This is a genomic window from Pseudomonas sp. CROZ-RG-20F-R04-15 (genome assembly GCF_022662375.1).
GTDB lineage: Bacteria > Pseudomonadota > Gammaproteobacteria > Pseudomonadales > Pseudomonadaceae > Aquipseudomonas.
In genome coordinates this window covers 41,945-66,074 of the sequence record NZ_JAKNQL010000012.1, presented here as the reverse complement: position 1 = coordinate 66,074, position 24,130 = coordinate 41,945, and the positions used below count along the sequence as shown (strand labels likewise).

26 protein-coding genes are annotated in these 24,130 nt (G+C 58.3%); 12 read left to right on the top strand and 14 right to left on the bottom strand.

Going from position 1 to position 24,130, the window contains the following annotated elements; translation table 11 throughout:
* The first annotated feature begins 64 nt into the window (after positions 1-64).
* Positions 65-502: a multidrug/biocide efflux PACE transporter gene (locus L8H52_RS18570; protein WP_242208231.1), complete on the top strand. Its 438-nt coding sequence runs from the start codon at positions 65-67 to the stop codon at positions 500-502.
* Positions 503-549: 47 nt separating this feature from the next.
* Here L8H52_RS18570 and L8H52_RS18565 read toward each other — a convergent pair whose 3' ends face one another.
* Complete coding sequence (locus L8H52_RS18565) at positions 550-1,308, bottom strand: SDR family oxidoreductase (RefSeq protein WP_242208232.1); 759 nt, start codon at positions 1,306-1,308, stop codon at positions 550-552.
* Positions 1,309-1,433: 125 nt separating this feature from the next.
* Here L8H52_RS18565 and L8H52_RS18560 point away from each other — a divergent pair, with 125 nt between their 5' ends.
* Positions 1,434-2,330, top strand: coding sequence for a LysR family transcriptional regulator (locus L8H52_RS18560; RefSeq protein ID WP_242208233.1), 897 nt, complete (start codon positions 1,434-1,436; stop codon positions 2,328-2,330).
* Positions 2,331-2,453: 123 nt separating this feature from the next.
* On the opposite strand, the gene L8H52_RS18555 is transcribed toward L8H52_RS18560, so the two are convergent.
* Positions 2,454-4,067: an inorganic phosphate transporter gene (locus L8H52_RS18555; protein WP_242208234.1), complete on the bottom strand. Its 1,614-nt coding sequence runs from the start codon at positions 4,065-4,067 to the stop codon at positions 2,454-2,456.
* Between the two features lie 248 nt (positions 4,068-4,315).
* Positions 4,316-5,338, bottom strand: coding sequence for a transporter (locus tag L8H52_RS18550; protein WP_064119987.1), 1,023 nt, complete (start codon positions 5,336-5,338; stop codon positions 4,316-4,318).
* A 277-nt stretch (positions 5,339-5,615) separates the two neighbouring features.
* On the opposite strand from L8H52_RS18550, the gene L8H52_RS18545 reads away from it, so the two are divergent.
* Both L8H52_RS18545 and L8H52_RS18540 read left to right on the top strand, forming a co-directional pair.
* Positions 5,616-7,238, top strand: a complete 1,623-nt coding sequence (locus L8H52_RS18545; RefSeq protein WP_242208235.1) for a methyl-accepting chemotaxis protein — start codon at positions 5,616-5,618, stop codon at positions 7,236-7,238.
* 110 nt (positions 7,239-7,348) lie between these two features.
* Complete coding sequence (locus L8H52_RS18540) at positions 7,349-7,795, top strand: hypothetical protein (protein WP_242208236.1); 447 nt, start codon at positions 7,349-7,351, stop codon at positions 7,793-7,795.
* Positions 7,796-8,060: 265 nt separating this feature from the next.
* Here the strand turns inward: L8H52_RS18540 and L8H52_RS18535 are convergent, their stop codons facing one another.
* Together L8H52_RS18535 and L8H52_RS18530 are read right to left on the bottom strand one after the other, a co-directional pair.
* Complete coding sequence (locus L8H52_RS18535) at positions 8,061-8,366, bottom strand: PepSY domain-containing protein (RefSeq protein WP_242208237.1); 306 nt, start codon at positions 8,364-8,366, stop codon at positions 8,061-8,063.
* 162 nt (positions 8,367-8,528) lie between these two features.
* On the bottom strand, positions 8,529-9,656 hold the full coding sequence (locus tag L8H52_RS18530) for a glycerophosphodiester phosphodiesterase (RefSeq protein WP_242208238.1): 1,128 nt from the start codon (positions 9,654-9,656) through the stop codon (positions 8,529-8,531).
* Between the two features lie 221 nt (positions 9,657-9,877).
* On the opposite strand from L8H52_RS18530, the gene L8H52_RS18525 reads away from it, so the two are divergent.
* On the top strand, positions 9,878-10,204 hold the full coding sequence (locus L8H52_RS18525) for a DUF2025 family protein (RefSeq protein ID WP_242208239.1): 327 nt from the start codon (positions 9,878-9,880) through the stop codon (positions 10,202-10,204).
* Between the two features lie 125 nt (positions 10,205-10,329).
* Here L8H52_RS18525 and L8H52_RS18520 read toward each other — a convergent pair whose 3' ends face one another.
* Positions 10,330-10,635 (bottom strand): antibiotic biosynthesis monooxygenase, encoded by a 306-nt coding sequence (locus L8H52_RS18520; protein WP_242208240.1) that lies wholly within the window; start codon positions 10,633-10,635, stop codon positions 10,330-10,332.
* Positions 10,635-11,339, bottom strand: coding sequence for a CTP synthase (locus L8H52_RS18515; RefSeq protein WP_242208241.1), 705 nt, complete (start codon positions 11,337-11,339; stop codon positions 10,635-10,637). The genes L8H52_RS18520 and L8H52_RS18515 overlap by 1 nt, the downstream gene beginning before the upstream one ends.
* A 15-nt stretch (positions 11,340-11,354) precedes the next feature.
* Between L8H52_RS18515 and L8H52_RS18510 the strand changes: the two genes are divergently transcribed.
* On the top strand, positions 11,355-12,296 hold the full coding sequence (locus tag L8H52_RS18510; protein ID WP_242208242.1) for a LysR family transcriptional regulator: 942 nt from the start codon (positions 11,355-11,357) through the stop codon (positions 12,294-12,296).
* Here L8H52_RS18510 and L8H52_RS18505 read toward each other — a convergent pair whose 3' ends face one another.
* From L8H52_RS18505 to L8H52_RS18490, 4 genes are all read right to left on the bottom strand, one after another.
* A complete protein-coding gene (locus L8H52_RS18505; RefSeq protein WP_242208243.1) occupies positions 12,297-12,830 on the bottom strand; it encodes a DUF1003 domain-containing protein in 534 nt (177 codons plus the stop codon).
* A 177-nt stretch (positions 12,831-13,007) separates the two neighbouring features.
* The gene (locus L8H52_RS18500) at positions 13,008-14,327 is read right to left on the bottom strand and encodes a PAS domain-containing methyl-accepting chemotaxis protein (protein WP_242208244.1); all 1,320 of its coding nucleotides are present in this window, start codon (positions 14,325-14,327) and stop codon (positions 13,008-13,010) included.
* A gap of 190 nt (positions 14,328-14,517) precedes the next feature.
* On the bottom strand, positions 14,518-15,585 hold the full coding sequence (locus L8H52_RS18495; protein ID WP_242208273.1) for a diguanylate cyclase: 1,068 nt from the start codon (positions 15,583-15,585) through the stop codon (positions 14,518-14,520).
* Between the two features lie 156 nt (positions 15,586-15,741).
* Positions 15,742-16,350: a TetR/AcrR family transcriptional regulator gene (locus tag L8H52_RS18490; protein ID WP_242208245.1), complete on the bottom strand. Its 609-nt coding sequence runs from the start codon at positions 16,348-16,350 to the stop codon at positions 15,742-15,744.
* A gap of 215 nt (positions 16,351-16,565) precedes the next feature.
* Between L8H52_RS18490 and L8H52_RS18485 the strand changes: the two genes are divergently transcribed.
* Positions 16,566-17,621, top strand: coding sequence for an MBL fold metallo-hydrolase (locus tag L8H52_RS18485; RefSeq protein ID WP_242208246.1), 1,056 nt, complete (start codon positions 16,566-16,568; stop codon positions 17,619-17,621).
* Here the strand turns inward: L8H52_RS18485 and L8H52_RS18480 are convergent, their stop codons facing one another.
* The 3 genes from L8H52_RS18480 to L8H52_RS18470 form a co-directional block, all read right to left on the bottom strand.
* Positions 17,622-17,924 (bottom strand): XRE family transcriptional regulator, encoded by a 303-nt coding sequence (locus L8H52_RS18480; RefSeq protein ID WP_242208247.1) that lies wholly within the window; start codon positions 17,922-17,924, stop codon positions 17,622-17,624.
* Between the two features lie 10 nt (positions 17,925-17,934).
* On the bottom strand, positions 17,935-18,252 hold the full coding sequence (locus L8H52_RS18475) for an XRE family transcriptional regulator (protein WP_242208248.1): 318 nt from the start codon (positions 18,250-18,252) through the stop codon (positions 17,935-17,937).
* Between the two features lie 93 nt (positions 18,253-18,345).
* Positions 18,346-19,113, bottom strand: a complete 768-nt coding sequence (locus L8H52_RS18470; RefSeq protein WP_242208249.1) for a helix-turn-helix transcriptional regulator — start codon at positions 19,111-19,113, stop codon at positions 18,346-18,348.
* Positions 19,114-19,225: 112 nt separating this feature from the next.
* On the opposite strand from L8H52_RS18470, the gene L8H52_RS18465 reads away from it, so the two are divergent.
* From L8H52_RS18465 to L8H52_RS18445, 5 genes are all read left to right on the top strand, one after another.
* Positions 19,226-20,041 (top strand): sulfite exporter TauE/SafE family protein, encoded by an 816-nt coding sequence (locus L8H52_RS18465; protein ID WP_242208250.1) that lies wholly within the window; start codon positions 19,226-19,228, stop codon positions 20,039-20,041.
* Positions 20,042-20,118: 77 nt separating this feature from the next.
* Positions 20,119-20,805, top strand: coding sequence for a hypothetical protein (locus tag L8H52_RS18460; RefSeq protein ID WP_242208274.1), 687 nt, complete (start codon positions 20,119-20,121; stop codon positions 20,803-20,805).
* Between the two features lie 97 nt (positions 20,806-20,902).
* Positions 20,903-22,048 (top strand): hypothetical protein, encoded by a 1,146-nt coding sequence (locus L8H52_RS18455; protein WP_242208251.1) that lies wholly within the window; start codon positions 20,903-20,905, stop codon positions 22,046-22,048.
* Between the two features lie 82 nt (positions 22,049-22,130).
* Positions 22,131-22,850, top strand: a complete 720-nt coding sequence (locus L8H52_RS18450) for a hypothetical protein (RefSeq protein ID WP_242208252.1) — start codon at positions 22,131-22,133, stop codon at positions 22,848-22,850.
* A gap of 86 nt (positions 22,851-22,936) precedes the next feature.
* The gene (locus L8H52_RS18445; RefSeq protein ID WP_242208253.1) at positions 22,937-24,127 is read left to right on the top strand and encodes a hypothetical protein; all 1,191 of its coding nucleotides are present in this window, start codon (positions 22,937-22,939) and stop codon (positions 24,125-24,127) included.
* Positions 24,128-24,130 lie beyond the last annotated feature (3 nt).

The following is a 24,130-nucleotide window of genomic DNA, read 5'->3' as shown; positions in this document are numbered from 1 at the left end:
TTGGTTATGAAGTATCGATGCGAGCATAGATCATGGCAACCATCTTCACTCAAGGACTCAGGCCATGACTGCCAACAAATCCATCACTGAACGTTTTTTCCAGGCCATCGGTTTCGAACTGCTGGCGATTCTGATCTGCACCCCGTTGCTGGCGTGGATCATGCAAAAACCGATGCTTGAAATGGGCGCGGTGACAGTATTGATCGCCATGCTGGCGCTGGGTTGGAACGTGGTGTTCAACCGCTTCTTCGATCGCCTGCTGGCGCGGATGAACGTTGCGCACAATGCCTGGGTACGGGTGGTGCACGCGCTGCTGTTCGAGGGTGGTTTGATCGTGATGGGTGTGCCGCTGATTGCCTGGTGGCTGTCGGTCAGCCTATGGCAGGCGTTTTTGCTCGACATCGGCGTGTTGCTGTTTTTCCTGCCGTACACCTATGTGTATCACTGGGGTTATGACGTGGTGCGTGAGCGCGTGATGATGCGTAATGCGTGTCAGGGCTAAACAAAAAAATCGCAGCCCGAAAGGCTGCGATTTTTTGTGCCCGGTATTTAGAGAAACATCCCGCCGGATGCCTCGACACGCTGACCGTTGATCCACTGCGCACCCGGCGACAGCAATAGCGCCAACGCCCCGCCAATGTCATCCGGCTGACCGGCACGACCCAGCGCAGTGTTGTCGGCGACCACCGCATTCACTGCCGCGTTGTCGCGAACGGTACCGCCACCAAAGTCGGTTTCAATCGCACCTGGCGCCAGGGTATTCACGGCAATCTGCCGTGCGCCCAACTCTTTCGCCTGATAGCGGGTCAGCACTTCAATCGCACCTTTCATTGCGGCATAAGCGCTGGCGCCGGCAATGGTGAAGCGGGCGAGGCCGCTGGATATGTTGATGATCCGCCCGCCGTCGTTGATCAATGGCAGCAGTTGTTGGGTCAGGAAGAACGGCCCTTTGAGGTGCACATTCATCAGCAGGTCGAATTGCTCGACGGTGGTCTCGGCGAAACCGGCATGCAAGCCGACCCCGGCGTTGTTGATCAGGAAATCAAAGCGCTGGCGGTCGAAGGTTTGCTGTAACGCTTGCTCAACATGTGTAGCGAAATCGGCAAAGCTGTCGCTGCGGCCAACGTCCAGTTGCAGCATCACGGCTTTGCCGCCGAGAGCCTGCACTTCGGTGATCAGCGCTTGGGCTTCATCAGCGCGGCTGTTGTAGGTGCCAATGATGTCGATGCCTTGCGCAGCAAGGTGCAGGGCGGCATTTTTGCCCAGGCCACGACTGGCGCCGGTGATCAATGCGATTTTGCGATTCATGGTTTTTTCTCGATTGCCGTGAATGATCAGGTGATGGATCAAAGTTTATTTGTCCGCCCTGTGGTGATAAACAGACTGAAAGCGGAATCACTGATCGCTTGAGCCGAACAATCAACGGGTGGCCCATGAACAAACTGGAACTGCTGCGCACCTTCGTCCGTGTCAGCGAACTGTCGAGTTTTACCCTCGCCGGGGAAAATCTCGGTCTCCCGCGATCGACCGTTTCCGAGCATGTGCAAGCGCTCGAAGCGCTGCTCGGCACGCGCCTGTTGCAACGCACCACGCGCAAAGTGCAGGCGACTCAGGATGGTCTGGTGCTGTACGAACGCAGCAAGGATCTGCTCTCGCACATGGACGAGATCGAAGGCTTGTTCCGCCAGGATGAGGCGTCGCTGACCGGGCGCATTCGTGTCGACCTGCCGAACATTCTGGCGCGGCGCCTGGTCATGCCGCACCTGCCGCAGTTCATGGATCGGCACCCGAATCTGGAACTGGAAATCAGCAGCACCGACCGCCGCGTCGATCTGCTCAGCGAGGGCTTCGATTGCGTGGTGAGGATTGGCGCGCAACCGGATCAATCGGTGGTCGCGCGACACCTCGGTGACTTCCCCATGGTCAATTGCGCCAGCCCCGCCTACCTCGAACGCTACGGTGTGCCGCAGTCGCTGGAAGATCTCGCGCAGCATCGACTGGTGCATTATGTCGGCGTGCTGGGTTCGCGTTCGGAAGGGTTTGTGTACGAGGAGGGCGGGCAGGTTAAGCGCTTGCCGATGGCAGGCAGCATTACGGTCAACAGCACTGAGGCTTACGAGTCGGCGTGCCTCGGCGGCTTCGGTCTGACTCAGGTGCCGCGTACCGGCATGCAACCGCATCTGGATAACGGCGAACTGCTGACGGTGTTGCCGCAATTTACGGCGCCGGCGATGGGCATTTCATTGCTGTATGCCAGGCAGCGGCATTTGCCGTTGCGGGTGCGGGTGTTTATGGATTGGCTCGGCGATCTGATTCGCTCTGCGCTCTGAACCTGATCACTAAGCCAATGTGGGAGCGAGCTTGCTCGCGAAGACGGAGTGTCAGTCAATTCAGAGTTGACTGATCCACCGCTTTCGCGAGCAAGCTCGCTCCCACAAGGAGATTTTTGCTGATTAGAAGATCTGGGTGAACAGCCAGTAAAGGCTGCCCGACAGCAGGATCGCGGCCGGCAGCGTCAGCACCCACGCCATCAGCAGATTGCGGATGGTCTTCATCTGCAATCCACCGCCATTGGCAACCATGGTCCCGGCCACACCGGAGGACAACACATGCGTCGTCGACACCGGCAAGCCAAACATGTCCGCCGCGCCAATGGTCAGCATCGCCACGGTTTCCGCCGATGCACCTTGCGCATACGTCAGGTGAGTCTTGCCGATCTTCTCGCCAACCGTCACCACAATCCGCTTCCAGCCGACCATGGTGCCCAAGCCCAGCGCAATGGCCACGGCGATCTTCACCCACAGCGGAATAAATCGCGTGGCGTTGTCGATCTGCTGCTTGAACAATTGCAGTTTGCTGCTGGTGTCGGCGTCGAAATTGCCGACCTTGTTCTTGTCCATCAGGCGAATACTTTCGCTGGCCAGGTACATGTCATTGCGCACGTTGCCCATGGCTTCAGCCGGGACTTTCGCCAGTGAACCGTAGCCTTTGACTTCTTCACCAATGTGCCCGGTGAGGGCGGCGAGGGCGGGAATCAGTTGCGGTGTGGCTTCCTTGCTGCGTACGTAGTCGGAGAGGACGGGACGCGGATCGGCCGGTGCCGGCAGCGGTGCACTTTTCACCAGCGCTTGCTGGGTGACCTGCGCCACAGCGGCAAACTGCAGCGATTGTTCTTCCGGCATCGTGCGGTTCAAGGCGTAGGCCATCGGCAGCGTGCCGACCAGAATCAACATGATCAGGCCCATGCCTTTCTGGCCGTCATTGGAACCGTGAGCGAAGGACACGCCGGTACAAGTCAGAATCAGCAAACCGCGAATCCACCATGGCGGCGGGGTGTTGCCTTCCGGTGCCTTGTACAGCGAACGGTTTTTCACGAACGCCCGCAGTGCCAACAGCAACAGCGCCGCACAACCGAAACCCACCAGCGGCGACAGCAGCAAGGCGTAACCAATCTTGGTCGCCTGCGCCCAGTCGACACCGCTGGTACCGTCGCGGCCATGCATCAAGGCATTGGCCACGCCGACGCCGATGATCGAACCGATCAAGGTGTGCGATGACGAGGCCGGCAAACCCAGCCACCAGGTGCCGAGGTTCCACAGAATCGCCGCGATCAGCAGGGCGAAAATCATCGCGAAACCGGCGGACGAACCGACCTGCAGAATCAGCTCTACCGGCAGCAAGGCGATGATGCCGAACGCCACGGCACCACTCGAAAGCAGCACGCCGAGGAAGTTGAAGAAGCCCGACCAGACCACCGCGACATTCGGCGGCAGCGAGTGGGTGTAGATCACCGTCGCGACCGCATTGGCGGTGTCGTGGAAACCGTTGACGAACTCGAAGCCCAGCGCAATCAACAGCGCCACGCCGAGCAGCAGGAACGGCGTCCAGGTGGTCACCACCGTGCCGAGTTCGTGCATGTCGTGCATCAGGCTGTAGGCGGTGAACAACATCCCCATCGCCAGCACGGCGAAAAAGATCACGTAGGTAAACGGGCCGGTTTTCTTGTCGAGGGCTGGCCTGCCGCTGGCGGCGGACGCGGGGCTGGCGGTCAGGGAGGGAGTAGCCATGAGCGGACAATCCTGAGCGAGGGAAGGAGTGTCGCTCATGATCATTGCAGAATGTTACAGAGAGACTGCGTCAGGTCAGTGTTTGCGGTTTTAGCTCCACCGCTGATCCGAAGACTGAAGAGGATCCCTGTGGGAGCGAGCCTGCTCGCGAAGAGGGAGTGTCAGTCACCATCATTGTTGAATGACAGATCGCTTTCGCGAGCAGGCTCGCTCCCACATTGGAACTGCGGTGCTAGCGCATTTTGTGGTCAGTAATCGCCTCTCTTGCGAAACGCCCAACGCCCGGCAATCACGGTAAACGTCGCCACCAGCGCAACCAAAATCCAGAACCCTTCCGGATCCTGCGACAACGGCACCCCGCCCACATTCATCCCGAAAAAACCGGCAATGATGTTGATCGGCAACGCCAGCACCGTCACCACCGTCAGCGTAAACAGCGTGCGGTTGCTCTGTTCGTTGAGGTTGGCGGCGATCTCTTCCTGGAGCAATTTGATCCGCTCGCCGAGGGCGGTGAGGTCGTTGATGATCAGCGCAAACTCCTCGGTGGATTTGCGCAGCTCCTTGACGTCCTCCTTCTGCAACCACGGCGGCGGCCGATTGAGCAGGCGCAGCAACGAACCCGGCTCCAGCGCCAACAGCCGTTGCAGACGCACCAGCACCCGGCGGTTGGCACCGAGTTCGGCGCGGTTGGTCGACAGCCGCGAGGAAAGCAATTCGTCCTCGACCTGATCAACGCTGAGGCTGGTCTTGCGCACGATCTGCGTAAGCACTTCGCCCTGATCGCGCAGTAGGTGCACAAGCAGTTCCGAGGGTGAACGAAAACGCTCGCCGGCCTTCACCGACGAACGCAATTTGTCCACCGAATGCAGCGGTTGCAAACGCGCACTGACGATCAGTTTGCTGCGCACACAGACCCACAGCGTCGACACATCCGAAGACACCATGCTGCTGAGGTTGAACACCACATCGTTGACCACCGCCAGCAACGCCGAGTCGACGTGCTCGATGCGCGTCGACCGCGAGCCTTCGTGCAGCGCCTCGAAAAACTCTTCGGGCAATTGCAGGTGACTTTTCATCCAGCGCTCGCACGCCGCATGCGCCAGATTGAGGTGCAGCCAGAGGAACTCGCCAGTGTCGCTGTCGTCCTGCAAACAGCGCAATGCCGTGGCCGAATCGACTTCGCGGCCACGTTCGCCGGGCAGGAAGCGAAAGCCGTAGAGCAGGCCAAACAGATCAGGATCGCGATGACTGATATCGAGGCTGTGGTTCATGAAGGCTCGCTGCGAAGAGGGGGCGTCGGTCGCGCAAATGGCAGGTTCACTGAGCCGCATCATCGCAATGTCACATGACGTTTGTGTGACAGCAAAATGACGTCAAATCAGCAGCTTACCGGCGGTCGGATTTTCTTCAAGAAGCGCTCTGGTGCGCCGATCACGCTTAGGTTACGTTGCGCGCGCTTGGCCATGAGCCAAGGCTCGCCGACATGGATGTCCGGCACAATTTCACGCCTTACCGGGCGTGCCTCATCCTTGTCCTGAGTATCTTTCGATGCTGCAAAAATCCCTGAGAGCGCAAATTCTCGCCCTGCTGAGCGGCAGCCTGCTGGCGATGCTGTTGATCGCGCTGGCCTGTTTTCATTTCCTCTCCAACGGCGTGCAAAGCTACAGCCAGTTGATCGCCGGCCCGTTGCACACCTCGCAACTGATCGACGAGGCCAACCTGCAATTCAAGGTGCAGGTGCAGGAATGGAAAAACGTCCTGCTGCGCGGCAAGCAACCGGCGGATCTGAGCAAATATTGGGGGCAGTTCGAAGACCGTCAGCGCGACGTGCAGAACATCCTCGGCGAACTGGCCGGCCAGAAAGGCCTCGAGCCGAGCCTGAAAAACCGCATCGAACGTTTGCGTGATGAGCATCGTCAACTCGGTTCCGCTTACCAGAAGGGCCGCGACGCCTACGTGGCGGCCGGTGGCGATCCGACGGCGGGTGACACAGCGGTCAAAGGCGTCGATCGCGCCACCAGCGATCAGATGAGCGAACTGGTCGCCGAATTGCGCAAGCAAGGAACAGAGCAGTCGGCGCTGATCAGTGCCGAAGCCGATCGCACGGTGTTGTTCGGTCTGCTGGTGATGCTTGCGTCGGGCCTGCTGATCGGCCTGCTCAGCCTGTGGCTGGTCAACCGCAATCTGGTCGAGCCGATCCGCAAACTGATCGATTACGTCACGCAGTTGAGTCGCGGCAAACTCGCCGAACGTGTGGTCAGCGACCGTCAGGATGAACTGGGCAATCTCGCCGCAGCGGCCAACACCCTGCGTGATTTCCTCGCCGACACCTTCACCCGTTTGCAACGCAGCGCGTCGGATCTGGACAGCGCCAGTGGCGAGCTGAATGCGATTGCCACGACCATGGCCGGCGGCACCAACGAACAGTTCAACCGCACCGATCAGGTGGCCACGGCGATGAACGAAATGTCCGCGACCGCGCAGGAAGTGGCGCGTCATGCGGCCGATGCCGCACGTGCTGCCGACGATGCCGACCAGTCCGCCCAACAGGGTGAAAAGGTCATGCAGAGCACCATCCACTCGATCACCCAAATGCGCGGCGAAATCGCCAACACCGCCACGGTGATCCGTCGTCTGGAAGCCGACAGCGGTCGTATCGGTAAAGTGCTGGAGGTGATTCGTGGTATCGCCGAACAGACCAACCTGCTGGCGCTCAACGCGGCGATCGAAGCGGCGCGCGCCGGTGAAGCCGGGCGTGGTTTTGCCGTGGTCGCCGATGAAGTGCGCAACCTCGCGCAGCGTACGGCCGAGTCGATCATCGAGATCAATCAGATCATTCAGAGCGTGCAGACCGGTGCGGTGGATGCGGCGCAAGCCATCGACAGCGGCCAGACGCGCAGCGATGAAAGTGTCGAGCAAGTGACTCAGGCCGGCGCGATGTTGGAGCGCATCACTCACGCCGTGGAGGCGATCCGCGACATGAACCGTCAGATCGCTACCGCTGCTGAAGAGCAGACCTCGGTTGCCGAAGACATCTCGCGCAACCTCACCGAGATCACCTCGATCGCCAGCACCAACCTCGACAACGTGCAGCGCACCGAAAGCGCCAGCCAGAACCTGCATAGCCTGTCGGGGCAACTCAATGAAGTCACCGCTCGCCTGAGCGCCTGACGCTATCGGACGTGTACCGGTTCGGATACCGAGTCGGTACACAGTCGATCTCAAATCGATGCGGACGTGGTCGATGACCGGTTATCCATAACCGGCATTGGAGCCTTTCCATGGTCAGCATCACTTCTGTCTCGATCAATCAGACCGTCACCACACCCACCAGCAAAACGTCGATCAGTGACGTTGGTGACGACACGTCTACCTCAGCAACCGCCAGCACGGGCGCGACGGCCGATACCGGTAAAGTTGCCACCGGTGGTGGGGCCGCTCCGGCGGGTGACAGCAGTTCCAGCAGCAGCGAAGAATCGGATTCGGTGAAAGAACTGCGCAAGCAGATTGCCGAGTTGCAGAAGCAATTGCAGGAAGAGCAACAGGCGTTGCAAGCGGCTCAGGCGAAGCAGGAAAGTTCGGATGCCAAGGCTGCCGAAGTAGCCTCCGCACAAGCGCAGATCACTGCCACCTCGGCCTCGCTGTCCACCGCCACAGCCTCATTGTTGCAGGCGTTGCAGGATTCCGACTCGAGCACTTCTGGCTCGTTGGTCAGCACCTCGGCGTGATGCTCTTTTCCCTCACCCTAGCCCTCTCCCAGAGGGAGAGGGGACTGACCGTGGTGACTATTTGAGGTACGCCGACCTGAAATATCGAGTCGTGCTCAGGTCTTGAATAGCCCGCGGTCTGCTCCCTTTCCCCCTCGCCCCCTTGGGGGAGAGGGCTGGGGTGAGGGGGAGAAAATCTCACTGACAACACATCAACTAAGCCAAACACCAGACATGAAAAAGCCGCACGATCTTTCAATCGTGCGGCTTTCGCTTGTGCGCTGTATCAGTGGTCTTGCTTGTTGCTCAACACCTTGCCAGTGGTCGCATCAAAGTCCACATCAAATTCTTTACCATCAGCCGTCTTCAACTCAACTTCATACTCATAACCATTGAAGTGGTTATCCAGGTCAGTGTCAGTAATGGTCGCACCCGGATGCAGTTTCAGCGCTTCGGCGTTCATCGACTCCAGCGACTTGATCTTGCCCGACTTAACCAGTTCAGGGATCTGGTCAACGCGAACATCAGCCTGGGCCAGGCCAGCGGTAAGAGTCAGGGCAGCGGCGGTAAACAGGGCAGTCAAAGTTTTCATCGGTTCGTTCCTTGGGGTGATTCGTTTAAGTGGCCTCAGGTTAACCAGCGCAACTTAACTCACCCTTAAAACCCTTCACCCAAACAAACCGGGCAAGCCATACACCCGCACAGAACCTGTGGGAGCGTGGTTTGCCCGCGATGAAGGCGCCTCGATTTCAGATCAGAAACCGTTGTTCTTCAACACTTGGTCAACACTGGCGGCAGCCGGGCGTTTATAGAACTTCAATAGTTCGCTGGCACGGTTAGTGAAGATGCCGTCGACACCAGCGGCCATGACTTTCTCGAAGTCCACCGGCTCGTCGACGGTATAGACGTGCACCAGCAGGCCTTGATCGTGGGTGTATTTATTCATCCACGGTTGCACCAGATCCGAATAGCTCTGATCGCCGCCCTTGGTCAGCTTCGCCGAAGGGCCGGTGCCGATGGCACCTTGGGCCTTGGCGTAGTCCACCCATTGCTTGAACTCGGCTTCAGACTTCGGCTCCTGTTTGCCGTAGAAAACGTTTTTGTCTTTCTCGCCGGACTCAGCAAAAGACACCTTGGATTTCGGCTCGATGCTGCCTTCACCCACCCACAGCAAGAGGATCTTCGGCACCTGCGGCATTTCTTTTTCCAGCAGTTCGAGGCTGTTTTTCTCGAAGGTTTGCAGGATCACTTTGCCTTTGCCCTGACCGACACCCAGCGCACTTTTCGCCAGTTTCGAGCCGGCCGGGCTTAGCCAGCCGCGGTCCTGCAGTTTTTCCTTGAGGTCTTTCTCGATCCCAGGAAACAGCTGCGGTTCTTTGGTCTCGATGTACAGGCCCGGCTTGTGTTGCGGATTGGCCTGGGCGATGTCGATGATTTCATCGAGGGTCAGAATCTTCAGCCCGGCGTAGGTCGGGCGCGCGCGATCCGGGTAGGCCTTGTTGTACCAGCTGCCGGCGTCGAGGGTTTTCAGCTCGGCCATGGTGAATGCGTTGGCCGGGCTGTCCTTGCGCTCCGGGAACTTGCTGGCGACGTCGGTGGTGCGTTGCAGGTTGTTGTCGTGCAGGGCGAACAGCACGCCGTCCTTGCTGCGCTGCAAGTCCATTTCCAGGTAATCGGCGCCCAGATCACGGGCCAGTTTGTAGGACGCGGCCGTGGATTCCGGTGCATCGAAGGACGCACCACGGTGAGCAATCACCGCCGGGTGCGGGATGCCGTGGGCCGCGGCAACGGCGGCAGGATCCGTCTGGCTGGCGGCGTGCGCCTGACCGAGGCCGAGCAGCAGGCTCAGGACCAGAGCGCTTTTGGTGAAAGTGGCGGGCATGTTCGAGTTCCTTTCGCAGGGCATTTTCAAAGACGTATCTTTTAACAACTGAATCGATTGCGTGCTATCGCCAGACCGACATAAACGTATTAAAAGCGATTTTTCCTGCACTTTTGTGGCGCCGTTTGCAGTACGCTTGCCCTCGGCAGACGTCCCGGCAGAGGGCGCGCCGCTCAGTTGCCCTGCGTGTAAACCATCGATCACCTTTCGTGAGGTTTACCATGCGCATCACCTCCCAACTCATCTGCCAGGCCGCCGACGATCTCAAGGGATTTGTCGGCCTCAACCGTAAAACCGGTCAGTACATCGTGCGCTTCAGCGAAGATTCGTTCGGCATGGACGTGGCGGATGACGGCATTATTCCTGTGAGTGAATTTGTCTGGGCGCCGGCGACAGCGCAGACCATGACGCTTAAACGCGAGTTGATTCAGTTGTTGCTGGATCAGAACATCGATGACCGCATCAACATCACCGAGCCGTTGCGCGTTTATATGAGCAAGGTTGAAGTGCCGGAGATTGAGGCGGTGCGCAGCCTGGTGCGCGGCTGAAGTTTTGCTGTGACAGTGCGGGCCTCTTCGCGAGCAGGCTCGCTCCCACATTGGATCTGCGTCGATCACAAATCCCCTGTGGGAGCGAGCCTGCTCGCGAAGGCGGCCGCCAATGCGCCGCCATTTTATGGCCCAAATCGATACTCGCGTTCAACCTTGCACACCCGCGTATGAAATGCCGAATACCACTGTTCCCGCCCACGCTGCTGAATCAAGCGATGCTCAGGATGCTGCCGCCACGCCAGAATCGCCGCTTCGCTCTGCCAATACGACACCGTAATCCCCACGCCATCTGCCCCACGAACCGACTCGACACCCAGAAACCCCGGCTGCTCACTGACCAACGCGGCCATGCGCTCAGCCGCCTCGGCATAGCCGTTGTCACCCTCGGTTCGAGTCGAGGTAAAAATCACCGCAAAGCAGGCAGTCATCAACGTCGCTCCGCACACGCTTCAACAAACGCGCGTACCAGCGGTGGCATCTGCCCTTTTAGCGCGGCACGTTCCGGCTGGAACAACGTCGCGACAAAGAAGCGGTGATCCTTGAGTTCAATCGCGCGTAAATCCCCCGACGAATCATGGCCTACGGCTTGTAGCCGATCGCCCAACAGTTGCTGTTCAAACTGTGGATTCACACCGAAGCGGCAGCGATAGCCTTCACGAGTCTGCGACGTTTCGTACGCCTTGGCGATCAACGAGCCGGGCACCAAGTGAATGCTGTCCACCGCTTCGACCAGCGAGCAAGTCAACGGCGTGAGCACCGCGCGCTCGGAATCGGGCGATGTCTCGCCATGCTCGGCATCGGTCCAGCCCAGCACGTGGCGGGAAAACTCCAGCACCGCATGTTGAAAACCGCCGCAGGTTCCGAGGAAAGGGCGCTGCTGTTCGCGGGCAAAACGGATCGCCCGCAGTGCGCCTGATTCACTTTTGTAAGGGCTGGCCGGCACACACCAGAAACCGGCGAAGTGCTCGAGTTGTGTGTCGGCGTGGATCTGCTCGGTGGCCAGCCATTCGAATTGCACGCTCTGGCTGAGGTGTTCGGCGACCAGCCCGAGGGCGACGGGAATGGCTTGGTGGGCGGTGACTTGCGGGTCGTAATCGCCAATCAGGGCGATACGGAGGGCGCTGTTTTCCATGGGGGTTCCCTGCGCTTGTTGATTGATGGTCCTCACTATAGATTGGCGTTCACGCACTCAATATGGGCGTTTCCCCAAGTGATCAATGCAGCGACGCACTATCAGCTCGACTACCCCGATCTGGCCCTGATTCTGGCCTTGGTGCGCGGCGGCTCTCTGGCTCGGGCCTCGCAGTTATTGAAGGTCGATGTGTCGACGGTGTTCCGCGCCGTGCGCCGTCTCGAAGCTGCACTCGGTCAGCAACTGTTCGAAAAAAGCCGCGCAGGCTACTTGCCGACCACCCTCGCGCAGACGCTGGCCGAGCAAGCCGAACGCGCCGAACGGGCACTGGAAGCCGCGCGCATTGGCGTCGAGCAGGGCGGCGAAGTGGTCAGCGGCACGGTGCGACTGACCTGCACCGATTCGGTGTTGCAGGGTTTATTGCTGCCAGCGCTGGCACAATTCATGCCCCAATACCCAGCGCTGACTATCGAACTGAGCACCTCCAACGATTTCGCCAACCTCAGCCGCCGCGACGCCGACATCGCCCTGCGCCTGACGCGTACACCGCCGGAGCATCTGGTCGGACGGCAACTGGCGAAGATTTCCTACCGGGTCTGCGCCAGTTCGCGCTATCTGCAGAACGTCGATGCTTCGGATCTGACGACACTGACGTGGATCGCCCCGGACGACTTTCTACCCGATCACCCGACCATCGCCTGGCGCCGTCAGCAGCTTCCCGGCATTACACCGGGCTATCGCTGCAACAGCATGTTGTCTGTCACCGAACTGGTCCGCGCGGGCCTCGGCGTCGCGGCATTACCGGACTTTCTGATTGGCGATGAGTTGCAGGCGTTGGGCGAACCGCTGCACGGCTATGACACCGCGCTATGGCTGCTGACTCGCCCGGATTGCCGGGCGTTGCGCTCTGTGGTGACACTGTTCGATGAGCTAGGGCGGGTGTTGCGGTTGCCGTGATCAGCGCTGCGGGTTCTGGCGCATGTGATCGTGCAACTCGCTGGTCAGGCTGGCGATGCGTTCGGTGAGGTTTTTGGTCATCTCGGTGAGACGGGTGTTCTGCTCCAGCAGTTCAAGCAGTTGCGCGGTGTTCTTCGCGGCTTGGGCCTGACGCTCGGTATTGGCCTGTGCCAGGGCTTCACGGTGTTGCGCATCGGCATCGGCTTGCGCCTTGTCACGGGCGGCCTGACGGGTTTGTGCGAGCAGAATCAGCGGTGCGGCGTAGGCCGATTGCAGGCTGAAGGCGAGGTTCAACAGGATGAACGGGTAAACGTCGAAGGTGGTCACGCCAAACACGTTCAGACACACCCACAACAGCACAATCAGGGTTTGTGCGCCGAGAAACATCGGCGTACCGAAGAACCGCGCAAACGCCTCGGCGCGCAGAGCGAACTTGTCGTTGCCGAAAGTGGTGCTGAGATGGGCGTGGGGACGGTGGAAGCGCAGGTAATCGACGGGGACTGCTTCAGGTGTTGCGGGTTTTTCAGTGGTCATGATGCACTCGGCAGGGCGTGGGGCGTGTAGTTACTATAGCCCTGCGCTGTGGCAGCCGGCCTCTTCGCGAGCAAGCTCGCTCCCACAGGTAGCCGGGATGTTCACACATATTGTGATCAACCTAACCCCTGTGCGAGCGAGCTTGCTCGCGAAGGCAACGACGCGGTCTACCTGCCTTTAACCCGGCACCCGCTCATTGGCAAACATGCTCACCGCATCCACCGCCTCGCTGGCGCCATCACGAATCTGCAAGATCACCGTGCCCGCCTGATTCGCCAATTCGACCCCTTCAGCCGCGCGACCCCGGGTGCCCTCCATGCTCTTGATGGCCTGCCGGGTCTCGTTCTGGATCAAACCGATCATGTTGGAAATTTCCGCCGTCGAGCCGCTGGTACGTGCCGCCAGTTGTCGAACTTCATCGGCAACCACAGCAAATCCGCGTCCCTGTTCACCGGCGCGTGCAGCTTCAATGGCAGCATTGAGCGCCAGAAGATTGGTCTGGTCGGCAATCGCGCGGATGGTGTTGACGATGGCGGTGATCTGTTCGGAGCGCTCACCCAGTTGCGCAATCAACGTGGAAGACTGGGCAATGTCCTCGGCGATTTCGCGCATTTCGCTGGCAGCCTGCTGGATCACCTGAGTGCCTTGCTCGGCGACTTTTCGTGTGGCCACCGAGATGTGATACGCCGCGCTGGCACTGCGCGCATCCTGCTCGTGTTGTTCGACGCGGGCGGTGACATCGGAGGCGAACTTCACGACTTTGCACAAGCGCCCGGCGGCGTCGTAGACCGGGTTGTAATTGGCCTCGAGCCACACGGTCTGCCCGCGCTTGTCCACGCGCTCGAACAGACCATGGAAAAACTCACCCTGATTCAAGCGGCGCCAGAAATCTTCGTAGGCACTGCTATTGACCAGTTCCGGCGTGCAGAACAAACGGTGATGTTTACCTTTGAGTTCGGCGAGGGTGTAACCCATGCGCGTCAGAAAATTCTGGTTGGCCGTGAGAATACTGCCGTCGAGATTGAATTCGATGACCGCCATCGCCCGGTCAATCGCCTGCAACTTGGCATTGGCCTCGCTTTCCTGCTGCACCTTGGCGGTCACGTCCATGGCGTACTTGACCACTTTCACCACGCGGCCCGCAGCATCCTTGATCGGGTTGTAACTGGCTTCGAGCCAGATCGGCTGCCCCTTACTGTTGACCCGTTCGAATGTACCGGACTGGAAATGGCCGTTTTTCAGGCGTGACCACAAATCAGTGTATTGAGCGCTGCGCCCGAACTCTTGGGTGCAAAAGCGTCGATGGGGCTGGCCGATCGCTTGTTCGGCGGTGTAACCCATGGTCTTGAGAAAGTTGTCATTGGCGCGCAATACCACGCCATTCAGATCGAACTCGATCACTGCCATCGAGCGATTGATCGCGTCGAGCAACCCGGCTTGTTCGGTAAGGGAACGTTGAAGATCGGCGACGGCGGCTTTGTGGCGATTGAAGAACATGCTCGCAGTACTCTGGAAGGAGGGAAGATCGAGGATTCAGTCCCTATTCCCGCGCTGGCAGACCGAATGCGCGGACGGCATTCGGCGGTGACTGCTCAATGCCAGCATTCCTTAACTGGCAGATGGCTACTTATACAAAACTTCATAAAGTTGTACAAGAAAGTAATTATTTGTAAGTTTGTATAACTTTTTAGGCGTCTGCGCTGTCCGTCGCTACCCCGATCAAGGCAACGCTGATGGTGTTGCGGCCCGTGTGTTTAGCGGTGTAGAGCGCTTTGTCGGCATCGTCCAGCCAGTCCAGTGCATCCTTGTACAAGGATTGGTAGCGCGCCAAACCGATACTAAGGCCCACTCGCAACGCTGGTACCTGCGGATGACGATACTGCAGCAATGCCTCGCGCAGTTGCTCCATCACGGCTTCGGCCTTGTGCAATGGCAGTGTCGACAGGACCACGCAGAACTCGTCACCACCGTAGCGCCCGGCCAATTCGTACTGATCGAGCAGGCGTTTGAGTTCCTGACTCAATTGCCGAAGCACCTCATCGCCGACAATGTGCCCGAAGCTGTCGTTGATCTGCTTGAAGTGATCGATATCGATCAACGCCAGCGTGGCCTGGGTGTTGTGCTGGCGGCATTGCTGAAACTTCAAGTGCAGCAAGTCTTTCCACGCGCCGTGGTTGAGCAGTCCGGTCAGGCTGTCGGTACGGCTGAGGGCGGTCAGCGTGCGTTTGTGTTGCGAGAGTTTGATCGCCAGGCGATAACAGACCATGCCCAGCGCCAGCGGGTACAAGGTGAGCATCGGCAAGCAAGCCCAGACTTGCGCCTGCGTCATCATCAGGCTGAATTTGAAACCGAAGATCGTCCAGCCGAGCAAAACGCCGGCGAGTTGGGCGAGGGCGCCGAATACGAACAACCGATAGCCACCGGCGGCGACGTTGTTCATGGTCATCATCGACAGGATGGTTACGGTGGTCAGCGGATTGAACTGAAAACACGCCGCCCAGAAACCGCCGCACAGCGAGTCGTAGAGTAAATTGCGCCGTTCAGCCTGATACGGGAACGCCGAGCGCGTGGAGATCTGATAAGCCAGATGCGGCCAGACAAAGCCATTGAATATCAACAGTGCCCAGATCCAGCCGGGCATGTTCAACGGATACAACGCAGCACCGACGCTGAAGAAACCGATTCCCAGACCGATGGCCCTGGGCAGGTAAATACGTCTGGCGAATGACAAGCCTTTGCCGCGTTGGTTTTCCATGATGCCCTGCGCGAAATTCATCCTGAAATACTTTGCAGTATTTTCTCAGGCTAACCGTTCGTCGGTCGATTGTCGGACATTGTCATTTATTCCAACGGGAATAATCAGTGTCCTTCCGAGCCATTTAATCGGTAGCACGCGCAGGAGAGGGGCGATTTAGAGCTGATAGTGGGCCAGAAACATTTCCAGCGCCGATTCGGCGACGGTGTTTTGCATATCGATATCAAGGGCGGCGCGGCCCATCGACATCTGCGGCCAGAAGGCAAAGGTCTTGAGCAAGCCTTGCACCTGGTGAGCGGCGAACTCCGGATCGACCTGTTTCAAGCGGCCGTCAGCCTGCGCGGCACGAATCCATACAGTCAGACCTTCCTCGCGTTCACCCATACGCTCGACCATGTTCTGCGCGCGCTCCGGCGAATGGATAGTGGCGGCAATCGCCACGCGTGCCAGGGTGAGGAAATTCTCGTCGGCCATCAACTGCACCTTGGCCTGCAGCATCTTCAGTAACTGCTCACGCAACGGCTGATCGCGGTTGTAGGTCACCGATTGCTCAGCGCTGATTCGAGTCCATAACTGGTTGAGAATTTCGGCGAACAGCTCTTCTTTACTGGGGAAATGGTTGTACACCGTGCGCTTCGACACACCGGCCGTGGCGGCGATCTTGTCCATGCTGGTGACTTCGAAACCGTTGGCCCGGAATTCGGCAATTGCCGCCTGAATAATGGCTTCGCGTTTACGGTCGGTGAGGCGCTGTGGAGCTGTCATAAATACGCTTCGGCAGAGAAAGGATGAAATTACACTTGGCAGTTTACTTGTCATCCGCTTTGATGCAACCTAGAAACTACACCGGTCAGTGTAATGTTGCGTTAATCCTCGCAGCCTAAAAACAGACAGTTCGGCCGATTGCGTGCAGCTTTGGCCATTTATCGTCCCACCGCGAAAAACCGTGAATTGCGCGGTTTTTCTGGAGTCATTCAGTCATGGCCAATCCAGTTTCGATCCCGGATAACACATCCACGCCTGAAGCCTCGCGGCAGAATCAGGGGCTGTTTCGCAACCACGCGCCGGTGCAACGCGAAGGCGTACGCAAAATGCTGCGGATCATGTGGAATATGATTTTCCACAAACCGCGCAACACCCGGCCCGCCGCGCCGATCCCGGTGCAAGCGTTGACCCGGGAAGCGTTATTGGCGGCGCCAAACCACAGCGTCTTTCGCCTCGGCCACTCGACCCTGCTGCTGAAGCTGCGCGACAAATTCTTCATCACCGACCCGGTCTTCGCCGAGCGTGCATCGCCGGTGCAGTGGGCCGGCCCGAAACGCTTCCACCAGCCACCGATCAGCATCGACCAGTTGCCGCCGATCGAAGCGGTGATCCTGTCGCACAACCATTACGACCACCTCGATTACCAGGCTGTGCTCCGACTGGCCGCCAAAACCAACCTGTTTCTGACCCCGCTCGGCGTCGGCGATACCCTGATCAAATGGGGTATCGATGCCAGCAAAGTCCGCCAGTACGATTGGTGGCAGGGCGCCGAGATTGCCGGCATCCGTTTCGTCGCCACACCGTCACAGCACTTCTCCGGCCGTGGCCTGTTCGACGGCAACAGCACCCTGTGGGCGTCATGGGTAATGATCGACGGCGACACGCGGATCTTCTTCAGCGGCGACAGCGGCTACTTCGACGGCTTCAAACGCATCGGCGAGCAGTACGGCCCGTTCGACCTGACCCTGATGGAAACCGGCGCCTACAACGTTGAATGGCCGCATGTGCACATGCAGCCCGAAGAAACCCTGCAAGCGCACATCGACCTCAAGGGCCGCTGGCTCTTCCCGATCCACAACGGCACCTTCGATCTGGCGATGCACGCCTGGCACGAACCGTTCGACCGGATTCTGGCACTGGCGTGGGAACGCAGTATTTCCATTACCACGCCGCAGATGGGTGAGGCGTTTAACATCGCTCAACCGCAACGCGGGGAGGCGTGGTGGTTGGCGGTTGAAGGAGAGAATGAGGCGGTGGTGCAGAGCGCCTGATCAGGTGGCTACGGTTCGCGCCTGAGGGGGCGAACCGGTTGCTCCAGAAACGAGCCCTGAAATCTTACGGCTGTAATCGGCCATAGTAGTAACCGACACTTCTCGAAATTTTCCACGAAGTAATTGCTGCAGGCTCTCCAGAGGTATTCCCAGTCTTTGTGCAGCCTCAGATTCGCTCACGTCGGTGGACTCGATGAGCGAGATCAATTTTGTCGCGTACTCGGACTTGATCTGCATCTCGCCTGCATCCTCAAGCCCTAAATCTTGATAAACATTGCCTCTGCTTTCTTCGATCTCGCTCATGTTTCTATCCTTACTCAGCCATCGCAAAATCCCCACGCCCCATCGCTTCCGACGACACGCCCTGTACACTCGCACTACGCCCCGGCGCAAACCCGGGAAAGAACACCAGCCCCTGCGCCTCGAACCGATAAGCCAACGCCAGTCGCGCCGCATCCGCGACATCCTGCTGCGCTTCAAACCGTTGAATGTCTTCCACCGAAACCTCAGCCTCCCGCGATAGCTGTTCCACGCTCCAGCCCAACATCGCTCGGGCCTGGACGCTGTGCGTCGGGGTGAACTGGAAAAGGGCAATGCGTTCGAGGATGTGGTTCATCGCAAGAGAGGCCATGGTGTGCTCCGGGCTCAAGAGTGCTGATTGAAAATGTACTGTGTTTTTGTACAGTTGTTTTCGGCCGGGATCAAACGCATTTTTTGATTTGCGCTAATTTGCCGCCTCCAACCAGACGGACGGTGCCTGACCAAGGATCCGCCGGAACATCGTCGAGAACGCCGCCGGGCTTTCATAACCGAAATTCAGTGCGATGCGCGTCACCGCTTCACCTGCGGCCAGTCGTGCCAGCGCCAGGACCACGCACGCCTGTTGCCGCCATTGCCTGAAACTCAGCCCGGTCTGCTGACGGAAAAGTCTGTTGAAGGTGCGCAAGCTTATGTGTAAATGGTCGGCCCACTGCTGTGGTGATTGGTGGGCGTACGGCTGATGCAGAAAGGTCTGACACAGAGACAGGAGCTTTCCGTCAGTCGGTAGCGGGATGTGCAACGGCAGCGGCGCACTGCGCGTCAATTCATGCAGCAACAGATCAATCAACACACCATCGCGTCCGATCAAGTCATAGGTCAGCGGTAACTCCACGGCTTCCATCAGCAAATGCCGCATCAGCGGCGACACGCTGATCACTTGGCAGCGCTCCCCCAAATCCACCGCGCCCGGTTCGATATACACACTGCGAGTACTGACCCCGAGCATCAACACCTCATGCGCCACCCCCGGCGGAATCCACACCGCCCGTTGCGGCGGCACCACCCAGTTACCGTCATGCGTGCTGACCTGCATCACACCGGTCGCGCCGTACAACAATTGCGCCCGCCGATGCGTATGAAAAGGCAGTAGGTGACCGTGGGAATAATCCGTACCGATCGCCACCACCGCGCGCGGCGTGTCATCCAGCAGATTGATCGAAACATTGCGCATCAGGCGTTTCCCAGTGGTTGGCGTAAACGCAAACATTATTGGCTGACTTGCTGAAGCAGGCCAAGCGATGCCGCTCTATCGTCGACCGCTCTCCCTACACGGACGCCTCGACATGTTCTATCTACTGCTGACTTTCTTCGGTTGCCTGACCGGCATCACCGCCGTCCTGTTCGGCTTCGGCGGCGGCTTCGTTATCGTGCCGCTGCTGTATCGCCTGCTCACCGCGAGCCACGGCGCCGACGACCCGATCAGCCAGTCGGCAATGCACATCGCCGTCGCCACCTCGACCTGCGTGATGATCGTCAACGCCCTGATCGCCACCGACAAACATCGTCGCGCCGGCAATCTCATCCGCCATTACCTGTGGCCGTTGGGTGGATTCATCGGCGTGGGTGCAGTCGTTGGCGCAATAGCGGCGGTGTGGGTCAGCGGCGAAGTGATTCGTTACGCGTTCATCGGCTACCTCGGCGTGACCATCGTCGACTGCCTGCTGCGACGCGGCTTTCTCACTCAAAACGCAGACGTCATCCCACGCCGACTTGGCGCTACGGAAACTTCCGCAGGTGGTGTAGGCATCGGCGCCATCGCGACGTTTCTCGGTGTAGGAGGCAGCGTCATGACCGTGCCGCTGTTGCGCCGTTGCGGGCTGAGCATGTCGCAAGCGACGTCCATGGCCAATCCGTTGAGCGTGCCAGTGGCATTAGCAGGGACGCTGACGTACATGGTGCTGGCCGGGTTCAGTCAAGCTGAATTGGGCGCGTGGTTTGTCGGGTATGTGGATCTGCTCGCGTTTGCGGTGCTGACGGTGGGTTCGCTCATCGGGATTCGATTGGCCGCGCCATGGATTGGGCGGATCCCGGATCGGGTGCATGCCAGGGTCTATATTGGTTTGCTGATTATTGTGCTGCTGTGCATTTCGCTCAAATGAACCATTGCCAGGTTACAGCGGAAGAAATCAAAATTGATAACCGAACGCTGTCCACCAGCAATGACCAGAGAACCAGGATGTTGATCTTCAATTGCACCGAAGCCGCCAGTAAGTTTTTCAGCCGTGTTCACAAAGGCAAAGTGATCACTCCGGTGGACGCTAAACCCCCGACCGCAGTGATCGAAGATGATGAACCGGGCAGCTCCAACGAGCAGTGGCTCGTGCACGCAATCACCGTGCAACGCAAACACGTGTTGCTCGTCATCCATGTGCAAACCCGTTATTGCATGATCCTCGCCGATGCCAAAAAGGCCGATGCTGAAGGGTTTTTCGCAGGATTTGTCGAACGCTGGCGCGAAGGCCTGCTACGCGACGCGATCAACCATGACTTCATGCAATGGGCTGACGCGGGAATCCTGTCGGATCGTTTTGAAGAAGCCTGCGCAGAACATCGGTTCTATCGTCGCAGCCATCGCGGTGCACAACAGCACATTGAGCAAATCGCCTGGTTTTTCCAGGACTGTGCCGCCGAGTGGGGTTGTTTGCCACAGGGCGAACGTGCGGCCATCGGGTTCGATGCGCAGATGAACAGTCGACTCAGAAACAGTAAAGGGCGCAAGGATTACTTCAGACCAGATGAAGAAATGATCGCCCACTGGCTGCGTCAATATTGCGCTGTCGACGAGGCTGGTATCCAGACTGCGCTGGAGCGACGCAAACAGGCAGAGCGGGAGATCAAGGCGTTTCAGAGTGAACTGCAATAGCCTGAAAGGCACTGCGGTCCTCGCATGCCCGGGTTGCTCTCGCCATCATTCGCAACGTTCTCTTCCGGGCAAACACCCAGTCACTCAAGGATGAAAGATGTATCGCGGACTGTTGCGAATTTCCGGCATTTTGCTGCTCGTCGGTTTAGTGCTCTCAACCCGGACATGGGCCGACGAGAGCAAGCAGGTGTATACCGGCACCCTGGGCAAAGCCGCGATCGTTGTGGAAATCGACACCCGTTACAGCGAGGGGCGTTACTTCTACAAAAAGTACCGCAAAGACCTGGCGCTGGACATCAGTAGAGAGGACGACGCACTGGTGATGGTCGAAGGCGCGGCGATGGATAGCGATTCGCGCCCGACTCTGCGCTTGCAACCGAAATTCAACGGCTGGAACGGCGAATGGAGCAACCCGGACGGGAAGGTCCTGAAGGTCGAATTACAGCCCGCCAAGCTCCCCGATGTTCCCGCCGGTGCCTTGCCGTATTTCGCCGAACTGCATGACAAGAACCCGTACGAGTACCTACGGTTGCAGGGTCTGCGACTTGTAAAAGGCAAAACCGAAACCTTCATGGGCTACACGCTGCAATGGTGGAGCGAGGCGAAGTCGGGGGCTTCGCTGTTTGAAGTGGTATCGGGTTATTCGCCACAAGCGCGGGAGCGCATCAATCAATATTTAATGGCACGCTTGTGGGGCGAGGTGGACGCACACTTCAGCTGTGCGGGGAGTTACTCGCAATCCAGTCAGCCGCTATGGTTGTCGCCTTCGGTGATGAGTGCGCGCATTGCTACCGAATATTATTGTGGCGGTGCCTATCCGGATCAAAACAATGAATCGCTCAACTTTGATACGCAAACAGGGAAGTTGCTGACCCTTGAGGATGTTTTGTGGGTGGGGCAGGGCAAGCCCTTTCATTATGTGGAGGGATTGGAAGGTGCCTCTACAGTATCCTCCGCTGACTATTACAACTACCGCTCCAAAGAATTCGCACCCTGGCTCGTCGCGCAGTTGCTAAAGCTTTATTCCAGGGAAATGACCGTCGTCGCGGAAGGCGAAAACGAATGCGGGTATGACGAGCAAGAACCTTGGGCATTCCCATCGTGGTACTTCAGCGCAAACGGCATCACCTTCACGCCGTCGTATCCTCATGTCGCCGCCGTGTGCGGATACGTCGAGTGGGGCATGCTGCCTTATGACCTGATCAAACAGCACCCCGGCGGCGTTCCATTGCAATTGCCTTGATTCGCGCGTCGAAGGGGGTTGGAATCAGTCAGCGTGTTCGCAAGAATATGTTTCTTTTCTCTAGAAATCACATGGGGCCTACATGCTGATCTTTAACTGCACCGAAGCCGCCAGCAAGTTTTTCAGCCGTGTTCACAAAGGCAAAAAGATCACGCCGGTGGACACTAATCCGCCGTCCTCCATCATTGAAGATGATGAGTCGAACGGCGCTGATGAGCAGTGGCTGGTGCACGCGATAACGGTACAACGCAAGCACGTGCTGCTGGCCATTCACATAAAAACCCGCTATTGCCTGATTTTCGCTGATGCGAAAAAGGCTGACACAGAAGACTTTGTTGATCGATTTGTGGATCGTTGGGTCAAGGGGATAGTGATCAACGCACATCATCATGACCTCGGGCAGTGGCTTAACCCTGAGTTGATGTTGGCGCGGCTGAAACAGACTTGTGAGCATCAACGGTTCTATCGGCGTAGCCATCGCAGCGCGCAAAAACATATTGATGAGGTTGCGTGGATTTTTCAGGACAAGGTCGCCCATACGGGGTCTTTGCCACCGGATGAAATCACAGCGATGGTATTTGACGAGCAAATGAATGACACGCCGAGGAACAGCAAGGGCGCCAAGTCTTACTATTTTCCGAATGAGGAAATGGCGCTTCACTGGCTGCGTCATTACTGTTTTCTTGATGACGTCCAGCTTCATGCTGCCAAGGAGCGTCGTCAACAAATGGTTCGGGAAATTGCGGCCCTCGAGCGCAAAGCCTGGCTTGAAAAGTACGAGCAAGAAAACTCGAATAGTTAATCCGCCCCCGCCATAATCCGCAGCGTATTTTTCAGCGTCGGCGCCTGTGTGCCGACGCGACCTCCGACTCCTTCAAGGATTGATTCATGCTCAAGGGACTGATGCGCCTGGCGCCATATGCCGCGGCGCTGCTCACACTGATTTCCACTGCCCATGCCGAAGATGGCCGGCGCGTGTTTACCGGTACGCTGGGTAAAACACCGATTGTCGTGGAGCTCAACACCACGCAGCCGGATGAAGTGACTGGGCGGTATTTCTACGAGAAATATCATCGCGACCTGGCACTCAGCGGTTCGCTACAGGACAGCACGCTGAGCCTCGTCGAAGGCAATAACCGCTACGGTGACGACAAGCCGCTGCCGACCTTGAAGCTGGAAGAAACCGGCAGCGGCTGGCAGGGCGAATGGCAAAGTCCGCAGGGCAAGAAACTGCCGGTGAAGTTCACCGAGGCCAAACTTCCCGCGCCCACCTCAGCAACTTTGCCGTTCATTGCCGCACTGCCCAATGGCGAGCCCTACGAGTATCTGCGCCTGCAGGGACTCAAGCTCAAACCGGCGAAAAAAGAAAACTTCATGGGCTATGACCTGCAATGGTGGACCGAGCCCGAGACAAAGATTTCGCTGTTCAGCGTGGAGTCCGGATTGTCGAAAGATGATCAGCAACGGGTTAACCAGCAGTTGCTCGGGCGCCTCTGGAATGAAGTCATCAGTTACCACAGCTGCCAGTTGCAGGGCGGCGAAAACGTCGAATTCATGCAACAGGCAGAACCGAAAATGATCTCGCCAGCCGTGGTCAGCCTGAACATCTCGACCAGCTATTACTGCGGCGGCGCGCATCCCGACTTCGGCGACTCACCCCTCAACATCGATGTAAAAACCGGCCACCCGTTGTCACTCGAAGATGTCTTTTGGGTAGGTAAGGGCACGCCGATTTTGCATGCCGAGCGCGACAGCCTGGGCGACAAACCGCTGAGCGAGGCCGAAAGTAACGCGCGCTATCAATACGTAAGCAAAGAGTTGGTGCCTTGGGTGATCAAGCAATTCACCGCCCTGTACCCCACAGAAATGAAGACACCGACGGGAGATGACGACTGCAATTTCCAGGATGAGAGCATCTGGGGCACTTCACCTTGGTACTTCACCGAGAAGGGCTTGTACCTCGGCGCCTACTTCGCCCGCGTGCAGCGCTCTTGCGACAGTCCTGACTGGTCGATCCTGCCGTACTCCCTCGTCAAACAACACCCCGGCGCCGTCAACCTGCAACTACCCCAGGGCTAACCA

Bases quoted from the DNA above. Each gene is read 5' to 3' on its own strand.
- L8H52_RS18570 (WP_242208231.1), top strand. From the start codon at position 65: ATGACTGCCAACAAATCCATCACTGAACGTTTTTTCCAGGCCATCGGT.
- L8H52_RS18565 (WP_242208232.1), bottom strand. From the start codon at position 1,308: ATGAATCGCAAAATCGCATTGATCACCGGCGCCAGTCGTGGCCTGGGC.
- L8H52_RS18560 (WP_242208233.1), top strand. From the start codon at position 1,434: ATGAACAAACTGGAACTGCTGCGCACCTTCGTCCGTGTCAGCGAACTG.
- L8H52_RS18555 (WP_242208234.1), bottom strand. From the start codon at position 4,067: ATGGCTACTCCCTCCCTGACCGCCAGCCCCGCGTCCGCCGCCAGCGGC.
- L8H52_RS18550 (WP_064119987.1), bottom strand. From the start codon at position 5,338: ATGAACCACAGCCTCGATATCAGTCATCGCGATCCTGATCTGTTTGGC.
- L8H52_RS18545 (WP_242208235.1), top strand. From the start codon at position 5,616: ATGCTGCAAAAATCCCTGAGAGCGCAAATTCTCGCCCTGCTGAGCGGC.
- L8H52_RS18540 (WP_242208236.1), top strand. From the start codon at position 7,349: ATGGTCAGCATCACTTCTGTCTCGATCAATCAGACCGTCACCACACCC.
- L8H52_RS18535 (WP_242208237.1), bottom strand. From the start codon at position 8,366: ATGAAAACTTTGACTGCCCTGTTTACCGCCGCTGCCCTGACTCTTACC.
- L8H52_RS18530 (WP_242208238.1), bottom strand. From the start codon at position 9,656: ATGCCCGCCACTTTCACCAAAAGCGCTCTGGTCCTGAGCCTGCTGCTC.
- L8H52_RS18525 (WP_242208239.1), top strand. From the start codon at position 9,878: ATGCGCATCACCTCCCAACTCATCTGCCAGGCCGCCGACGATCTCAAG.
- L8H52_RS18520 (WP_242208240.1), bottom strand. From the start codon at position 10,635: ATGACTGCCTGCTTTGCGGTGATTTTTACCTCGACTCGAACCGAGGGT.
- L8H52_RS18515 (WP_242208241.1), bottom strand. From the start codon at position 11,339: ATGGAAAACAGCGCCCTCCGTATCGCCCTGATTGGCGATTACGACCCG.
- L8H52_RS18505 (WP_242208243.1), bottom strand. From the start codon at position 12,830: ATGACCACTGAAAAACCCGCAACACCTGAAGCAGTCCCCGTCGATTAC.
- L8H52_RS18500 (WP_242208244.1), bottom strand. From the start codon at position 14,327: ATGTTCTTCAATCGCCACAAAGCCGCCGTCGCCGATCTTCAACGTTCC.
- L8H52_RS18495 (WP_242208273.1), bottom strand. From the start codon at position 15,585: ATGGAAAACCAACGCGGCAAAGGCTTGTCATTCGCCAGACGTATTTAC.
- L8H52_RS18490 (WP_242208245.1), bottom strand. From the start codon at position 16,350: ATGACAGCTCCACAGCGCCTCACCGACCGTAAACGCGAAGCCATTATT.
- L8H52_RS18485 (WP_242208246.1), top strand. From the start codon at position 16,566: ATGGCCAATCCAGTTTCGATCCCGGATAACACATCCACGCCTGAAGCC.
- L8H52_RS18480 (WP_242208247.1), bottom strand. From the start codon at position 17,924: ATGAGCGAGATCGAAGAAAGCAGAGGCAATGTTTATCAAGATTTAGGG.
- L8H52_RS18475 (WP_242208248.1), bottom strand. From the start codon at position 18,252: ATGGCCTCTCTTGCGATGAACCACATCCTCGAACGCATTGCCCTTTTC.
- L8H52_RS18470 (WP_242208249.1), bottom strand. From the start codon at position 19,113: ATGCGCAATGTTTCGATCAATCTGCTGGATGACACGCCGCGCGCGGTG.
- L8H52_RS18465 (WP_242208250.1), top strand. From the start codon at position 19,226: ATGTTCTATCTACTGCTGACTTTCTTCGGTTGCCTGACCGGCATCACC.
- L8H52_RS18460 (WP_242208274.1), top strand. From the start codon at position 20,119: ATGTTGATCTTCAATTGCACCGAAGCCGCCAGTAAGTTTTTCAGCCGT.
- L8H52_RS18455 (WP_242208251.1), top strand. From the start codon at position 20,903: ATGTATCGCGGACTGTTGCGAATTTCCGGCATTTTGCTGCTCGTCGGT.
- L8H52_RS18450 (WP_242208252.1), top strand. From the start codon at position 22,131: ATGCTGATCTTTAACTGCACCGAAGCCGCCAGCAAGTTTTTCAGCCGT.
- L8H52_RS18445 (WP_242208253.1), top strand. From the start codon at position 22,937: ATGCTCAAGGGACTGATGCGCCTGGCGCCATATGCCGCGGCGCTGCTC.